The organism is Methylobacterium ajmalii (assembly GCF_016613415.1).
GTDB lineage: Bacteria > Pseudomonadota > Alphaproteobacteria > Rhizobiales > Beijerinckiaceae > Methylobacterium > Methylobacterium ajmalii.
In genome coordinates, this window is sequence record NZ_JACWCT010000076.1 from 15,561 (window position 1) to 29,338 (window position 13,778).

The 13,778-nt window shown below is 70.2% G+C and carries 14 protein-coding genes; 7 read left to right on the top strand and 7 right to left on the bottom strand.

Features of this window, described 5'->3' with window-relative positions; all coding sequences use genetic code 11:
* Positions 1 to 308 precede the first annotated feature (308 nt).
* Positions 309 to 896 (top strand): hypothetical protein, encoded by a 588-nt coding sequence (locus HPY23_RS14420; protein WP_200602050.1) that lies wholly within the window; start codon positions 309 to 311, stop codon positions 894 to 896.
* 128 nt (positions 897 to 1,024) lie between these two features.
* Here HPY23_RS14420 and HPY23_RS14425 read toward each other — a convergent pair whose 3' ends face one another.
* A complete protein-coding gene (locus HPY23_RS14425; RefSeq protein WP_200602049.1) occupies positions 1,025 to 1,321 on the bottom strand; it encodes a hypothetical protein in 297 nt (98 codons plus the stop codon).
* A gap of 287 nt (positions 1,322 to 1,608) precedes the next feature.
* Positions 1,609 to 2,034 (bottom strand): hypothetical protein, encoded by a 426-nt coding sequence (locus tag HPY23_RS14430; protein WP_200602048.1) that lies wholly within the window; start codon positions 2,032 to 2,034, stop codon positions 1,609 to 1,611.
* Between the two features lie 134 nt (positions 2,035 to 2,168).
* Between HPY23_RS14430 and HPY23_RS14435 the strand changes: the two genes are divergently transcribed.
* Positions 2,169 to 2,513 (top strand): TDT family transporter, encoded by a 345-nt coding sequence (locus HPY23_RS14435; protein WP_236012929.1) that lies wholly within the window; start codon positions 2,169 to 2,171, stop codon positions 2,511 to 2,513.
* Between the two features lie 80 nt (positions 2,514 to 2,593).
* On the opposite strand, the gene HPY23_RS14440 is transcribed toward HPY23_RS14435, so the two are convergent.
* Complete coding sequence (locus HPY23_RS14440) at positions 2,594 to 4,087, bottom strand: PAS domain S-box protein (protein WP_413231137.1); 1,494 nt, start codon at positions 4,085 to 4,087, stop codon at positions 2,594 to 2,596.
* A 154-nt stretch (positions 4,088 to 4,241) separates the two neighbouring features.
* Here HPY23_RS14440 and HPY23_RS14445 point away from each other — a divergent pair, with 154 nt between their 5' ends.
* Positions 4,242 to 4,676: a response regulator gene (locus HPY23_RS14445; RefSeq protein WP_200602047.1), complete on the top strand. Its 435-nt coding sequence runs from the start codon at positions 4,242 to 4,244 to the stop codon at positions 4,674 to 4,676.
* Between the two features lie 10 nt (positions 4,677 to 4,686).
* Here HPY23_RS14445 and HPY23_RS14450 read toward each other — a convergent pair whose 3' ends face one another.
* Positions 4,687 to 8,580 (bottom strand): CHASE domain-containing protein, encoded by a 3,894-nt coding sequence (locus HPY23_RS14450; RefSeq protein WP_200602046.1) that lies wholly within the window; start codon positions 8,578 to 8,580, stop codon positions 4,687 to 4,689.
* Positions 8,581 to 8,663: 83 nt separating this feature from the next.
* Positions 8,664 to 9,086 (bottom strand): response regulator, encoded by a 423-nt coding sequence (locus HPY23_RS14455; protein WP_165085062.1) that lies wholly within the window; start codon positions 9,084 to 9,086, stop codon positions 8,664 to 8,666.
* 169 nt (positions 9,087 to 9,255) lie between these two features.
* Between HPY23_RS14455 and HPY23_RS14460 the strand changes: the two genes are divergently transcribed.
* From HPY23_RS14460 to HPY23_RS14470, 3 genes are all read left to right on the top strand, one after another.
* Positions 9,256 to 9,936, top strand: a complete 681-nt coding sequence (locus HPY23_RS14460; RefSeq protein WP_200602045.1) for a LuxR C-terminal-related transcriptional regulator — start codon at positions 9,256 to 9,258, stop codon at positions 9,934 to 9,936.
* Positions 9,937 to 10,298: 362 nt separating this feature from the next.
* Positions 10,299 to 10,643: an Hpt domain-containing protein gene (locus HPY23_RS14465; RefSeq protein WP_091891016.1), complete on the top strand. Its 345-nt coding sequence runs from the start codon at positions 10,299 to 10,301 to the stop codon at positions 10,641 to 10,643.
* 32 nt (positions 10,644 to 10,675) lie between these two features.
* Positions 10,676 to 11,128, top strand: coding sequence for a Ros/MucR family transcriptional regulator (locus HPY23_RS14470; protein ID WP_091891013.1), 453 nt, complete (start codon positions 10,676 to 10,678; stop codon positions 11,126 to 11,128).
* Positions 11,129 to 11,670: 542 nt separating this feature from the next.
* Here the strand turns inward: HPY23_RS14470 and HPY23_RS14475 are convergent.
* On the bottom strand, positions 11,671 to 12,144 hold the full coding sequence (locus HPY23_RS14475; RefSeq protein ID WP_091891010.1) for a YidB family protein: 474 nt from the start codon (positions 12,142 to 12,144) through the stop codon (positions 11,671 to 11,673).
* A 189-nt stretch (positions 12,145 to 12,333) separates the two neighbouring features.
* On the opposite strand from HPY23_RS14475, the gene HPY23_RS14480 reads away from it, so the two are divergent.
* The gene (locus HPY23_RS14480; RefSeq protein ID WP_091891003.1) at positions 12,334 to 12,657 is read left to right on the top strand and encodes an ArsR/SmtB family transcription factor; all 324 of its coding nucleotides are present in this window, start codon (positions 12,334 to 12,336) and stop codon (positions 12,655 to 12,657) included.
* Between the two features lie 6 nt (positions 12,658 to 12,663).
* Here HPY23_RS14480 and HPY23_RS14485 read toward each other — a convergent pair.
* Positions 12,664 to 13,778, bottom strand: a 1,115-nt coding sequence (locus HPY23_RS14485) for an ATP-binding protein (RefSeq protein WP_236017675.1), incomplete at its 5' end; no start/stop codon positions are given.

Genomic DNA, 13,778 nt, shown 5'->3' on the forward strand with positions numbered 1-13,778 from the left:
TTCGTCTACGCCCGCCGCGGTCGGGTCCACGACATCCGGTACCTGCCCGCCTACGTCAGGGAGTGGGCGCGCGGCCTGCCGGACGAGGCTGTCGCCGCCCTCGCGGCGTCCCTACCAGCGCGGATCGACCGCCATCTGGCCCGCCGCGCCACGATCCGCGGCGTGCCCCACGTCCCGCCCGTCCAGCCGATGCTCAGCCTGCGTGAAGCCGTCGAGCGCTCGGGGCGAAGCGGCGGAGGCCCGAGGATGGGCCGCTAGTCGATTTCAACCGCCCCCCGCAGCATCCCCAACACGTCAGGAGACACACGATGTCGTTTCGTTCGTTCTTCGCTTCAGTCATGCGCGCCGCCTTCGCCGCGATGGCCTGCGCCCCCAGGCTCGTCTGGGACGGCACGCGCTTCGTCCTGCGCGCCGCGGCTTCCCTCATCCCTACGCCCCCGCAGGAGGAGGCGGTCGCCGAGGAGGAGCTCATGGCCGAGCTCAACCGCCCGCGCGAGATCCTCAAGGCCGACGTGGTCGAGCCGGACGTCCGCGAGGAATGGGGTTACGCGGCCGGGAACCATCTCGTGTCGTGCGGCGAGCCCACGAAGGGCGTCCTCGACGAGCGCGCCATCGCCTACCTGGATGCCCTCGACATCGAGGAGCGCGCGGCCCTTCTGGCGTACGAGGCCCGCCACATCGGGCAGCACCTCATGGGCGAGCGGATGCTCAAGGGGCTGCCGAAGGTGCCGACGCTTGCCGAGTGGACCGCCGCCGAGAAGGCGCGCCTCGCCGCCCTGGCCGGCCCCGTCCGCGAAAGGCGCGCCTTGATCCAGGCGAAGGTCGACGAGGTCGCGGCGGTGATGCGCGAGCACGGCTACGAGCCCGTCACGGCGCCGCGCCCCCGGGCCGCCTGACGCCCGCATCCCCGCCGGAATGACGAAAGCCGCCCTAATGAGGGGCGGCCTTCTTTATTTGCGTTTACAGTCCTCCGGGACCTGGATTCTTGCTGCGTGCGCACGAATCGTGCGCAGCGCGGTACGTGTTAGCCCCGGGCGCGCTTGGCCGCCAACGCCGCCATCTGGCGCTGCAGCCGGAACCGCTCGGCGCGCTCAGCCTGCTCCTGGCGGGCGGCCTCGGCGCGGTGGGCGGCCATCTCCTCGGCGAAGACTCGGTCGTAGACGAGGCGCGCCGTCTGGGCGCGGATCGCGTTCGCGGCCTGGCAGTCGGCCTGGCGCGCCATGCGCTGCTCGATCAGGACCGTGCCGAGGCTCATCGCGAGGCCCTGCACGCCGCGGTCGAAGGCGCCGGCGACGTCGTGGGCGGTGCGGTGATAGCTCATGACGGGCCTCCGTGGAGCAGCGTGTGCATTGGAGATCGCAGCTCGCGATTCCCCTGCCAAGAGTCGCCGGCGGGAAGCCTGTGATTGCGGTAACGGAATCCCTGGGCGCGATGGTAAACGTGCCCTTAAGGCTGGGATTCCCCCCTGCAGCGACGTCTCCGTTACTTCGGCGTACGGCACGCCCAGCACCCCGGGGCGCACGTATCGGGCCAGCCGCGAACGTCACGCCCGGCATGAAAAAGGCTGTCCGGTTTGGGGCGGCCTCGGTGGTGGGGCGGCAAGGGCGGCTACGCGGGCGGCGGCTTGGCCGGGCGCAGCAGACGGGCCGTTAGGGCGCGGGAGGCTAGCGGACGCTCCCACTCGCAGTGCTCGACGAGGTACCGCATCCCCTCGGCAAAAATGGGTTCGACGCGGACGGCGATGCCCGAAAGCTCCTCGCCGTCCCGCATCCGTTCGTAGACCCGGCGTTGGCGGAGGATCGACCTCAGGCCCTGCGCGATGGCGGCGTCAAGCTCCGCGGCCCGCTTTGCCTTGTCGCGGGCGCGCTGGGCGCGCGCCTTGGCGTTCTCCTGGGACCGCTTGAGGCGCGTCGCCGGAGAGGCGAGCCGGGCCGGCGCCTCCTCGGGCGCTTCCGGATAGGGGCCGGGCGCGAATCCGGCCAACTGGTCGGCGAAGGCAGCGGCCCAGCGGGCGCGTTCAGTTTCGGTCTGCATGCCGGCATGGTGCCCGCACGTCACGCATGGGACCAGGAGCGACGTGACGTGCGGGGGGGGGCCGTTGCGTGCGCCCCGGCGACCGTGGCCCATGGCACGTCTCTCCTGAAGCGCGCGGCGCGCGCCGGATCGGCTTGGCCTACCTCTCGGTCGGCGGCGGGGCTCTGGACCTTCTCGCGCATGCCCTGATCGGCTACGGCCTGCTCCAGATGCTGGTCCTGGCCCGGCTCTCGCCGTGGATCGCGAGGGCCGGCGCCGTGCCGGGCCTGTGGGCCTTCAGCTTCGGCGCGAACGCTTTGGCCACGGCCCCGACTTGCCTGGTCGCCCAAGGCGATGCCGGAGCGCTCGCCGTCCTCGCCCCGGCGCTGTTCCAGGCCGCGAACGGCCTCGTCCTCGGCCTCGCAGCCATGACCTTGGCGCTGCTGGTCCGGGGCCGGATGTTTGTGGCACCGGTGACGGCCAGCCGGGCACGGACGTGACCGCGTCCCCCGGCATGCCATCAACGAACCCGACGACCTCCGCCAAGCAGTTGTCGAGTGCCTTTACCAGGCAGGACGGCTCAGACGAGAGAACCCGTCACGTTGGTGGGAGGGACACAGTCTGGCAGGGGCGCCTCCAACAGGAACGCGATGCCGCGCGGGTGATACTCGATCCTGGCGGTGCCTCCCATCTCCGTCGCGAGCGCCCGTTCGATCAGGCGCGTCCCGAACCCGGTGCGCGATGGCGCGACCACCGAGGGGCCTCCGACCTCCTCCCAGCGCAGCTGCAGCCGCGGCGAGGTCGATGCGTCCCGGACCTCCCAGTCCACCACGACGCGGCCACCTTCGTTGGAGAGGGCTCCGTACTTGACGGCGTTGGTCGCCAGTTCGTGGAACGCCATCGTGAAGGCGAGCGTCAGGCGCGGGTCCAGCCAGACCAGTGGGCCGTTGACCAGGAAGCGCTGCCTCGCGTCGTCGCGGAAGGCATGCAGGGCCTCCGCGACGACCTCGCTCAGGGTCGTTCCGGCCCAACTCTCGCGGGTCAGGACGTCGTGGGCCGCCGCCAGGGACTTGATCCGAGCGACCAGGGTCTCCTGCGCATCCTCCAGCGAGGAGGCGTTGCGCAGGGTCTGGAGCGCCACTGACTGCACCGTCGCCATCGAGTTCTTGACCCGGTGGGTGAGCTCGTCTGCTAGGAGCGCCCGATGCTCCTCAGACCGCTTGCGGTCGGTGATGTCGAGGGACACGCAAACCATGCTGAGCGGCGTGCCGTCCGGAGCGTAGAAGGGCTGGCCGCGCAGCTCGACCCAGCGCACCTCGCCGGAGGGCATGTTCACCCGGTACTCGACCTCGTAGTCCGCCTTGTCCGCCACGGACGCCGCCAGGGTCGTCTGCATGCGCTCGATGTCGTCCGGGTGGATCATCGCGAGCAGGTCGGCGTACTGGAACGTCTCGTCGGCCCGTCGGCCGAAGATGGCCTTGCAGCCGTCCGATGCGACGGTGTAGCCGCTCTGCAGGTCAACGGTGCAGGTGCCCATCCGGCCAGCCTTGAGGACGAACCTCAGGCGTTGCTCACTGTCGCTCAATGCGGCGGTCCGGCGCTCGAAGGCGGCCTCCAACGCGTCGCGGTCCTGCTGCAGTCGCACCAGGCGTTCGCGCTCCAAGGTCACGTCGAACTGCGAAGCGAAGAAGAACGTCAGGTCGCCGTCCCGGTCGAACACCGGCGAGACAAGCAACCGGTTCCAGAACGTCTCCCCGTCCTTCTTGTAGTTCAAGAGGTCGATCTCGATGGACTCCCGCCTCGCGATGGCCGCACCGACCTTGGCGACGTCCGCCATATCCGTCGCCGGGCCCTGCAGGAAGCGGCAGTTCCGGCCGACGATCTCGTCGTAGGCGTAACCGGTCAGCCGGCAGAAGGCGTCGTTGACGAAGACGATGGGGTTGTCGGGCTGGCCGGGGTCAGTGATCACCATCGGCATGCGCGTCGCGCGCACCGCGGACACGAACGGGTCCGTGCTCGCGCCTGTCCGAGCGAACTCCGCCTCGAACCGCCTGCGCTCCATCACGTCCGTCACCGGTCCAACCCTCTCCCGCAATTGCCTGGCGGTACGTCCTCACCACCGACCCGGCACGACCCTATCACAGGTCAAGCTTCGCTCGCACTACGCAGTCCCGCCCGAGCGGTCCCAGGCAATGGAGCCTTCTTCCCCGATCACGACTTATCGCCGCATGTGCGAGTCCGTTTCCCATCCCGAGCCCTGCGCCCTGGTCGTCGACGATGACGGCCTCATCCGCATGGATGCTATGGACATCCTGCAGGATGCCGGCTTCCGGACCTTCGAGGCGAGCGACGGCGACAAGGCCATGACGCTCCTCGCCCGGGAGCATGCCGTCATCGTCCTGCTCTTCACCGACGTGCAGATGCCGGGAACGCGCAACGGCTTCGCCGTCGCACGCGAGACCGCCAGCCGGTGGCCGCACATCGCCATCGTTGTCGCGTCCGGCCACGTGCGGCCGGAGCCGGGAGAGATGCCGGAGGTCGCCCGCTTCATCGGGAAGCCCTTCACCTCCGACATGGTTCACGACCACCTCCGGGACATCTTGCCGGACGGACGCAAGCCGGCGCCGCTGCGCAATCGGGAACAGGCGGGAAGCGCTCCCTGACGGCCGGGGCTCATGCCCGCCCGCAGACCAGCCGCGGGCCCGTCGGGACATCCAGGTCTGCCGCCATGCGTTCGGCCGCCCTCGCGGCTCGTTCGGCGAGGCGACGCACGCTCGCGAGCTGAGCCACGAACGACGGGAGCCCCTCGGACACCACCCGCGCCTCTCCGAACGTTTCCAGCCCATGGCAAGCCTTGGCCAGTTCGGAGAAGCCGACCATGCCCGCGGCGGACGCCAGCGAATGGGCTCGGAGCCGAAGGCGTGACCGGTCGTCCTCCTTACCGCCATCACCTTCGAAGCTGGTGTCCAGTTCCTCCGCCAGCAACACTAGCACCTCGCGAAGGCGGGTCGGCGAGAGGAAGCGGCACACCTCGCGGTAGGCGTTCTCGTCGAACTCGACGGGAGACGACGGCCGGTGGGGCACCTCGGCGGGCACCGTTTCCTGCGGCAGCCACCGCTCGACCGTCGCGTAGAGCTTCTCCGGGTCGAACGGCTTGCCGACATGATCGTCCATGCCGGCGTCGCGGAAGGCGGAAACCTGTTCCGGCAGCACGTTCGCCGTCATGGCGATCACGGGAAGCCGCGACACGGGCCCGGGGAGCGCCCGGATGCGACGGGTCGCCGTCATCCCGTCCATGCCCGGCATCTGCACGTCCATCAGCACCAGGTCGAAGACCCGCTCCCGAACCGCTTCGACCGCCGCCTGTCCGTCCCCGACCGTCTCGACGACGTGCCCGGCCGCCCTGAGAACCGCGCGAGCGAGTTCCTGGTTGATGGCGGAATCGTCGACCAGCAGCAGGCGGCCCGTCCGGCGCGGCGTGGCCGCGACGACGGAAGGCTCGGCCTCGGCCGGAGCGCAAGTCCGCGGCATGCGCACGGTGAACCAGAAGGTGGAGCCGCCCCCGTCGATCGAGGAGACGCCGATCTCGCCGCCCATGAGTTCCACGAGGTGTCGGCAGATGGCCAGTCCGAGCCCGGTGCCGCCGAAGTCGCGCTGGATCGAGCCGTCGACCTGGCTGAAGCGCTGGAACAGCCGGTTCTGCTTGTCCTTCGGGATACCGATGCCAGTGTCGACGACGCGGAAGCGCAGGCGCTCCCCGCCCGAGAAGCCGCCTTCGGGCGCGACGTCGAGCGTGATCGAGCCGGCCGCCGTGAACTTCACCGCGTTGTTGAGCAGGTTGAACAGCACCTGCCGCAAGCGATTCTCGTCCCCCTTGACCCAACGCGGCAGGGCCGGATCCATCCGCAGCCTGAACTCCAGCCCCTTGGCGTCGGCGGGGCCCCGGACGATGGAGACGCAGTTGTCGACCATGGCGAGCAGCGGGAACGGCGCCTCGACCAGGTCGACCGCGCCGGCCTCGACCTTGGAGAAGTCGAGGATGTCGTTGACGACCGTCAACAGGGCGTTGCCGGACGAACGCACGAGTTCGGCCTGGCGGCGGTTGCCCGGGTCAAGCCGGCCCGAGGCCAGCATCAGGTCGGTGAAGCCGATGACCGCGTTGAGCGGGGTACGGATCTCGTGGCTCATCGAGGCCAGGAAGTCGGTCTTGGCCCGGTTCGCCCGCTCGGCCTCGGCGCGCGCCGCCTCCGCCACCGCCTTCGCGTCCGACAGGGCGATCTCGGCTACCTTGCGGGCGGTGGTGTCCAGCGTCAGGCCGATCACCCGGGCCGTCCGGCCGGAGGCGTCCGCCTCGACGCGGCCGATGGCGGTGATCCAGCGCATGCCTCCGTCCGCCAGCGGCACCCGGAACTCGGTGGTGTAGCCGCCACCGGTCTCGATGGCGCCTGCGAGGTCGGCGAGGACCCGCGGGACGTCGTCGGGATGGGCCATCGGCTTCCACTCCCGCTCGACGTCGAGCTCGATCTCCCGTTCCGGCAGCCCGTGCTGGCGGGCGCACTCCGCCGAGAAGCGCACCCGACCGGTGGCGACCTCGTAGTTCCAGGTACCGGCCTGGGCGGCCTTCATCTCGGCCTCGTGCCGGTAGCGTTCGCTCAGGTCGAGGGCGATGCCGAGGAAGCCCAGGTCGGCCCCGTCCCCGGTGCGAAGGAGGGTGACGTTTAGCAGCACCGGCAGGCGCTCGCCGCCCTTCGTCACGTAGGTCCACTCCCCGGGATCGGGCTGCCCGCGGCGGGCCTTGGCGACGAACACCTCGAAGCCCGGCTCGACGGCCCACCCCAATTCGCGCGACAGGACGCCGGCCCGTCGCCCGACTTCCACCGGATCGTGGAACACCGCCGGCGTCGCCTTGCCCACCAGCTCGTCGGCGGCGTAGCCCAGCATCCGCTCGGCGGCCGGGTTGAACAGGGTGATGGTCCCCTGCAGGTCGGTGGCGATGACCGCGTAGCCGGCATGGTCCAGGATCGCCTTCTGCAACGCGGAGCCGGCCCTTAGCGCCTCCGTCCGTTCCGCGACTTGCCGTTCGAGGGAGGCGTTGGCCGCGCGGATGCGCTCCTCCGCGGCCGCTTGCTCGGAGATGTCGCGGATGACCGTGGCGATGCCTGCGACCGAACCGTTCGGCGCGCGGATCGGGGAGGCGGTCACCTGCACCGGGAAGATCGTGCCGTCCTTGCGCATCCTAAGGGTCGAGAATGGCGGCACCGCCTCGCCGCGGCGAATGCGCAGCAGGACGTCGCGTTCCTGCGCCCAGAGGCTCCCGGGGACGATGAAGTCCTCCGCTCTACGCCCCGTGGCCTCGGCAGCCGTATGACCGAAGAGCCGCTCCGCCCCGGGGTTCCAGTCGGCGACGACGCCGTCGAGGGACTTGCCGACAATGGCGTCGTCGGCGTTCTCGACGATAGCCGCCAGTCGCGCTTTCTCGACGGCGGCGAGCACCTCGCGGCGTCGGCCGAGCAGGCGTAGGTAGACCAGCCCGGCGAGAAGCAGCGAACCGACGAGGACGACGATGGCCACGGTCGTCGGCCGGACGAGGTTAAGCCCCTCGACGAAGGCGGACCGCGCTGCGACGTCAACGTCCCAGGTCCGGCCGAAGACAGACAGCCGCCGGGTCGACGTCAGGCCGCCGGCCGGCGGTTCGGCCGCGTCCCGGCCGGCATAGAACGGCGTGACGGTGTCGGGGGTGACGTCCCGGATGGCGACGTCAAGATCCCCCGCATCGAGGTCGAGACCGGTCAGGATCTCGTCGATGATCAGCGGCGCGTAGGTCCATCCCAGCGTCGCGGCGCGGCGCGCATCCGGGGTGTCCGCAGGCATGAAGGGGCGCAGCACCGGCAGGAACAGGAGGAATCCCCGCTCTCTCAGGCCGGTCGCTTGCACCAGGGTCACCGGAGCGGTCAGCGTCGCAGCGCCCGTCTCCATCGCCTGGAGCGCCGCACCGCGCCGATGCGCCTCGGAGGCGACGTCGAGGCCGACGGCCTCTCGGTTGGCCGTCATCGGCTCGACGTACTGGATCACCCAGCGCTCGCCGTCGTGCGGCGTGAGTTGGCGGATGCGGAAGTCCGGGGCGCCATCGCGGCGCGCCGCCGCCGAGAACGCCGCTTCGTCCATGGCGGGCACGCGACGGATGAAGCCGAAGCCGCGGGCGCCCGGGAACTCTCTTTCCGGATTCCGACTGTCGGCATAACGTCGGAAGCCGTCGCGCGTGATGCCGGTGTCGCCAGCCGCCACTACTGCGCCGCGCGCGCCCCGAACGCCATACTCGTAGCGGGCCATGCGTCCCTCGACGAGCGACGCGACGCGGGTCGCCACGGCCTGGAAGCGTTCAGCGGCCGAGTGAGCGTTCCGGGCCTGCGTCCACTGGGCGGCCGCGAGCGCGGCGACGAAGCCAAGGACGACGACCGCCAGCGCGGCCACGCATGGCGCAGGGCACCCCGACCGGCCGCCGAACGTCGAGCCCCGGCCTCCCGAGGTTTTCCCCGTGCCGCCTGTGTTCATCACGCCCTTCGCCATGGTCTCGTTCCCCCTTCCAAAGTCTGCGCCGGTACGGACGCGCGGTAGGCCCGCGCTTGTCGCCATCCGGGCAAGACTGGTCTTCAGTCAGTCTCCGGGCGCGGCGACCGCGTCCCCGCGATGAGGCTCACCACGCCGCCGCGCGTCACCGCCCGCATCAGGACCGCGAGACGTCCGACCTCGTAAGGCTTCTCAAGGAAGCACGACCCCGGAACCATGTGCCGAGCCTCGATGGCCCGCCCCGAAAGATAGACTACCGGCAGGCGGGGGCGCATCGACCGCGCCTCGGTTGCAAGGAACAGCCCATCGACGGAGCCAGGCATGTGCACGTCGGTGACCAGTGCGTCGAGCCGCTCGCCGAAGGCCACGTATTCCAGCGCGGTGATGCCGTTCGAGCAGGTCACGGCCTGGTAGCCCGCAGCCTCCAGCTCGGCGGCCACGACCCGCATCGCGATGGGGTCATCCTCGGCAACTACCACCACGGGGCGCCTGACTGGTTCGTGCATGGAGCGCTCCCCGTCCGATGGCGCGACGACGCGCCCGATCCACACGAAAACGCTACGCCGCGACAGGGTTTGGGAACCACTAGGCTTCACGGGCATGATCCGAAGCCAGAATAGTCCACCTGGACTATCGTCGCCGTCGCGAGGCCCGCGGAATTCGGACTGGACGCCCATGACCAGCATCACCGGTAAGGCCGTCGTCGCCGACGACTACCCGTTCTTCCGCATCGCGCTCACCAGCATCCTGCGGGACCAGCTCGGTATCTCGGAGGTGCAGCAGGTCGGCTCCCTGGACGAGGCGCTAGAGGCCTTGGCCGAGAAGCAGGACGTCCGCTTCGCCCTGTTCGACCTCGCCATGCCCGGCATGGAGAGCCCGGCCAGCCTGTCCGCCGTGCGGGAGTGCTTCCCGGAGGTCCTTACCGTCGTTGTGTCGGGCTCGACCGAGCGGGAGGACGTCTTCCTCGCTCTCAAGGCTGGCGTGCATGGCTTCGTTCCAAAGGGCTCCGACGTCGAGTCGCTGATCCGAGCTCTGCGCATGGTAGTCGACGGCTTCGTCTACGTGCCGGCCTTCGTCACGCGGGTGCCCGGTGGCGCGTCCGGGGCGCCGACCCCGACGGCATGGCGCGAGGCCGCGGCGGACCCAACCGCGGCCCTGACACCCCGCCAGCGCCAGGTGCTCGACCTGATCGTGGCCGGGCAGTCGAACAAGGAGATCGCGCGGTCGCTGTCGCTCGGCGAGGGCACGGTCAAGATCCACGTCGCCGCCCTGCTAAAGGCGCTCGGCGTCCCGAACCGGTCGGCGGCCGCGGCCTGGGGCGGGGCGAACCTCGCCCGCCCCCGCGCCACCCCCTAGGCCACCCGGTCTATCGGGGCTGCCGGGGCAGTCCGGCAGGCCGAGATGACGCCCATGACGGGCCGTGGCCTAACGGGACATCCCATTCAGGCACGACCGACATGACGCACCTCCTGATCCCTCCAGCCCTCGCGGCGGCTGCCTTCGGCGTCGGCCTCGGCTTACGCCCCATCCAGGCCCCGCTTCCAGGTAACTTGCCAACGCTGGTTGTCATGTCCGCCCTTCGGCGTGGAAGCCATCCCGGGGCGCACCATCGCCCATCCCGCCATGCCCGCGGCAGGCTCGACGCGGGCGGTGCGAGTAGTTCTTGCATCGCCTTTCGCCGGGCGTTGAACGCGAAACCGTACCGACGCGAGGACCCAATGCCGGACACGCCAGCCGACCTCAATCCACAGACCCACAGGCAGGTGGCCAAGCTGTTGGGACCGGCGCAGGCGGCCGAGATGATGGCCCTGCTCAGGGAGACACTGGTCCGGCTCGGTGACATGCCCGAGCAGGAGTTCGCCGGGCCATCCGGCCTGGCCCTGGTCCACCGCCTCAAGTCGGAATCCGGCCTCATGGGCTTCGACCGGCTCGCTCAGGCCTGCGAGGCGGTCGACACCGCCGGCGCCCGTGGCGCCGTCCCGCCGCAAGACCTGCGAAGCCTGCGAGTAGCTATCGCCTCGGCGCTGGCCACGGCCGACGCGCTCGGCGAGGCCGAGCCCTAATATCCCGCTTCCCCCAACCGAGGTCACCCCCAATGCGCAAAGCCGAACGTCGCGTCCCAGCGGACGCGGTCGCGTTGTCGTGCCGTATCGTGTCGGCCTACGTCGCGGGCAACGCCGTGCCGCCGGCACAGGTGCCTGCCGTGATCGCGGACGTATACGCGGCCCTCCACGGTCGACGCCAAGCCGCTCCCGAGCCGACCGCGCCACGGTTGCTGTCGTCGGCCCAGGTCCGGGCCTCCCTCGGCCCCGGCGGCATCCTGAGCTTCGAGACCGGCAAGCGCTACGCCTCGCTCCGGCGGCACCTGTGCAGTCTCGGCCTCAGCCCTGACGCCTACCGGCTGAAGTGGGGCCTGCCGCCGGACTACCCGATGGTGTGCCCGTCCTATTCGGCGCTGCGCGCGGACATCGCCCGGAGCAACGGTCTCGGTCGCGCCGGCGTCCCACCGGACGGCCTGGAAATGAGCGGTAGGGCCGCCGCAGGGTGAGCCTCGACCCCGGCGTCAGCGTCGATCGCCAGCGTGAGCTGCCCGTCCTGACGGAAGGACAGCGCCAGCGTAACAAGGTCGGAAGCGACCGCATCGAAGCCGATGCAGCAGGCTCCCGGGACCAGACGCCGGCAGCGCCGCAGCGCTATGGACACTACGTTCAGGTCGCGCCCAGGCATCAGCGTTCGGCTGTCACTCATCGGGCGATCCTGAAAAGGGACGCTCCGTTTCCAACCAACGCGAGGCGAAAAGCTGGCAGTCGGGTCCATCTCCGGCATGGACGACGGGCATGCTCCGAATTGCGCGAATGCAGCCTTCAAACGTCAGGACCTTAACCGCCACGTGGCGGTCCGTACGACCAGGCCTCCTGGAAACGGTTCCGGTACCTGAACCTTTCCACGCCATGAAGAGGCAGCAGGCCGTCCGCGGCAGCCAAGGAACGCATCCGCCCGCGGGATGTCACAACGCCGGCTGGAGACCTCGAACGCCTCGGTAACGGGGCGCTGCAGCCATGGACCGTCGAGGTTCGGGGGACCGCTAGCCTAGGCAGGCATCCGACCGTCTGGAGTGTAGCGGTCGACGGCTTGGGGCAGCTCCCGCGACAGGCGGGAGAGAAGCTCCTCGCGGGACAGGCCGGTGCGCTGGGTCAGGGTTGTGAGGACTTCCGGCCCGATGGCCTGCTCGAGTTGCTGAGGCGGAAGCTCCTGATTAGGCCCCTGGGCGACCCAGGACTGCGCGGCCGCCCCGTGTCCGGCCTGCTGAAAGCGCTGGAGCATCTCGCCCAAGCCGCTGTTCAGGAAGCCGCCGGGCGCCTCGCCGCGCCGGTCGCCCAACAGGCCGCCGAGAAGCCCTCCAAGGCCACTGCCCGTACCGCCGGTCGTCTGGCCGGGGCCGGCGGGCGCGGGCGCGGCTTGCCCGGCACCGCCCAGCATCTCGGCGATCTTGTCCCGGTTCTGGTAGCCGGCCAGGGCCAGGAGGCCGAGCAGCGCCGTCATCGAAGGGTAGCCGTCACTCATGGGTCGTCTCCGGCTTACGGCGGATAGGCGGTGGCCATCCGCCGATGGGGTCAGGTCGGAAAACGCGCCTAGGCGCCGATGCGATGCATCCCCCGATGGTCTGCGGCTCGGGAGAAGACAGCTGCATGCAGTGACATTATACTAGGAGAACCTAAATAAGCTGGATCTGCCATTTAGGGACACGAACCGATGTACGCCGTCACGTCGACCGACCTAATGCGGCTTCAGGACAAGGTCACCGACGCGGCCCGCCTGCTCCGCCTCCTCGCCAACGAGAAGCGGTTGCTGATCCTGTGCCTACTGGTCGCCCGCGGCGAGATGGACGTGACCAGCCTCGCGCGAGAGGTCGAGCTCAGCCAGTCGGCCCTGTCGCAGCACCTCGCCAAGCTGCGCGAGGACGGGTTGGTCGCCTTCCGACGCGAGAGCCAGACGATCCACTATCGGCTGGAGGACCCTAGGGCCGCGCGGGTGCTGGCGACCCTCAAGGATATTTTCTGCCCGGAACTCGGCTGATCGGTCTCAGCTCGGGAGGATCTCGGCCTTTAGCCCCGGGCGATCCGTCCGGTTGCGCAGCCGCAGGCTGAGGCCACTCCGGCGGGACGCCATCTCGGCGATGGCGAGGCCGAGGCCGCTACCCGTCGCGCTCTTGTGGCACCCTCGGAAGAACCGTGTCGTGACGTGGGGCAGTTCGTCCTCCGGAATGCCCGGCCCCTCGTCGCGGACGACGATGCCCCCGCCATCCGGCCGGGCGACCCACGCCACCGTGCCTGTCTCCATGTGCTGCACGGCGTTCTCGTGCAGGTTCCGGACGGCGAGGCGCAGGCCTTCCGGGTCGGCCAGCAGCGTATAGCCCCGTAGCCCCGGATCGATCTGGGTCCGGACCCCGGGTGGCATCCGCATGCCTTCAACGGTTTCCGTTACCAGCGCGCCGACGTCGACCTCAGCCAGGGAAGGCGCCTCCCCCGCGGCGTCGAGCCGGGCGGCGTCGAGCAACTGGCGGACGAGGCGCGTGGTCCGGTCGACGGCCGCCACGATCTGGCGCAAGGCTGCCTTCGCCACGTCCGGGTCGGTGGCGGCCATGGCGACCTGCGCCTGAACCTTGAGGCCAGCGAGCGGGGTGCGCAGCTCGTGCGCGGCGAACGCCGTCACCTCCTGTTCGTGCCGACGGGCCGATTCGACCTTGAGGAACAGCCCGTCGAGGGCGTCGGCCAGGGGGCGGACCTCGGCGAGCGCGCGGCTCGCGTCGATGGCGCTCATGTCGTCCGCGTCGCGACCTGCGAGGTCGCGCGCCATCAGCCGCAACGGTCGCAGGCCGCGCCCGAGGCTCGCCCAGATCAGCATCCCCAACAGCGGCACCACGAGCAGCACGGGCGTGACCAAGCCCATGATGAGGTCGTTGACGAGGCGCTCGCGCAGGCCGAGGCGGTCGCCGACCATCACGCGAACGCCTTTGCCGGCGTCCTCCACCGTGAAGACACGCCAAGTCTCGCCGTCGACCTCGCGCTGCGAGAAGCCGGCGGGCGCATCCGTCAGGCGCTGCTCCGGGGCCCCGGTCGACCGCGCGACCATGCGCCCGTCGAGCGACCAGATCTGACATGAGAGCTGCCGCTCGTAGGCGGTCTGCGCCGGGATGG

Excerpts from the sequence above, each read along its gene's own strand:
- HPY23_RS14420 (WP_200602050.1), top strand. The coding sequence starts at position 309 with ATGTCGTTTCGTTCGTTCTTCGCTTCAGTCATGCGCGCCGCCTTCGCC.
- HPY23_RS14425 (WP_200602049.1), bottom strand. The coding sequence starts at position 1,321 with ATGAGCTATCACCGCACCGCCCACGACGTCGCCGGCGCCTTCGACCGC.
- HPY23_RS14430 (WP_200602048.1), bottom strand. The coding sequence starts at position 2,034 with ATGCAGACCGAAACTGAACGCGCCCGCTGGGCCGCTGCCTTCGCCGAC.
- HPY23_RS14445 (WP_200602047.1), top strand. The coding sequence starts at position 4,242 with ATGTGCGAGTCCGTTTCCCATCCCGAGCCCTGCGCCCTGGTCGTCGAC.
- HPY23_RS14450 (WP_200602046.1), bottom strand. The coding sequence starts at position 8,580 with ATGGCGAAGGGCGTGATGAACACAGGCGGCACGGGGAAAACCTCGGGA.
- HPY23_RS14455 (WP_165085062.1), bottom strand. The coding sequence starts at position 9,086 with ATGCACGAACCAGTCAGGCGCCCCGTGGTGGTAGTTGCCGAGGATGAC.
- HPY23_RS14460 (WP_200602045.1), top strand. The coding sequence starts at position 9,256 with ATGACCAGCATCACCGGTAAGGCCGTCGTCGCCGACGACTACCCGTTC.
- HPY23_RS14465 (WP_091891016.1), top strand. The coding sequence starts at position 10,299 with ATGCCGGACACGCCAGCCGACCTCAATCCACAGACCCACAGGCAGGTG.
- HPY23_RS14470 (WP_091891013.1), top strand. The coding sequence starts at position 10,676 with ATGCGCAAAGCCGAACGTCGCGTCCCAGCGGACGCGGTCGCGTTGTCG.
- HPY23_RS14475 (WP_091891010.1), bottom strand. The coding sequence starts at position 12,144 with ATGAGTGACGGCTACCCTTCGATGACGGCGCTGCTCGGCCTCCTGGCC.
- HPY23_RS14480 (WP_091891003.1), top strand. The coding sequence starts at position 12,334 with ATGTACGCCGTCACGTCGACCGACCTAATGCGGCTTCAGGACAAGGTC.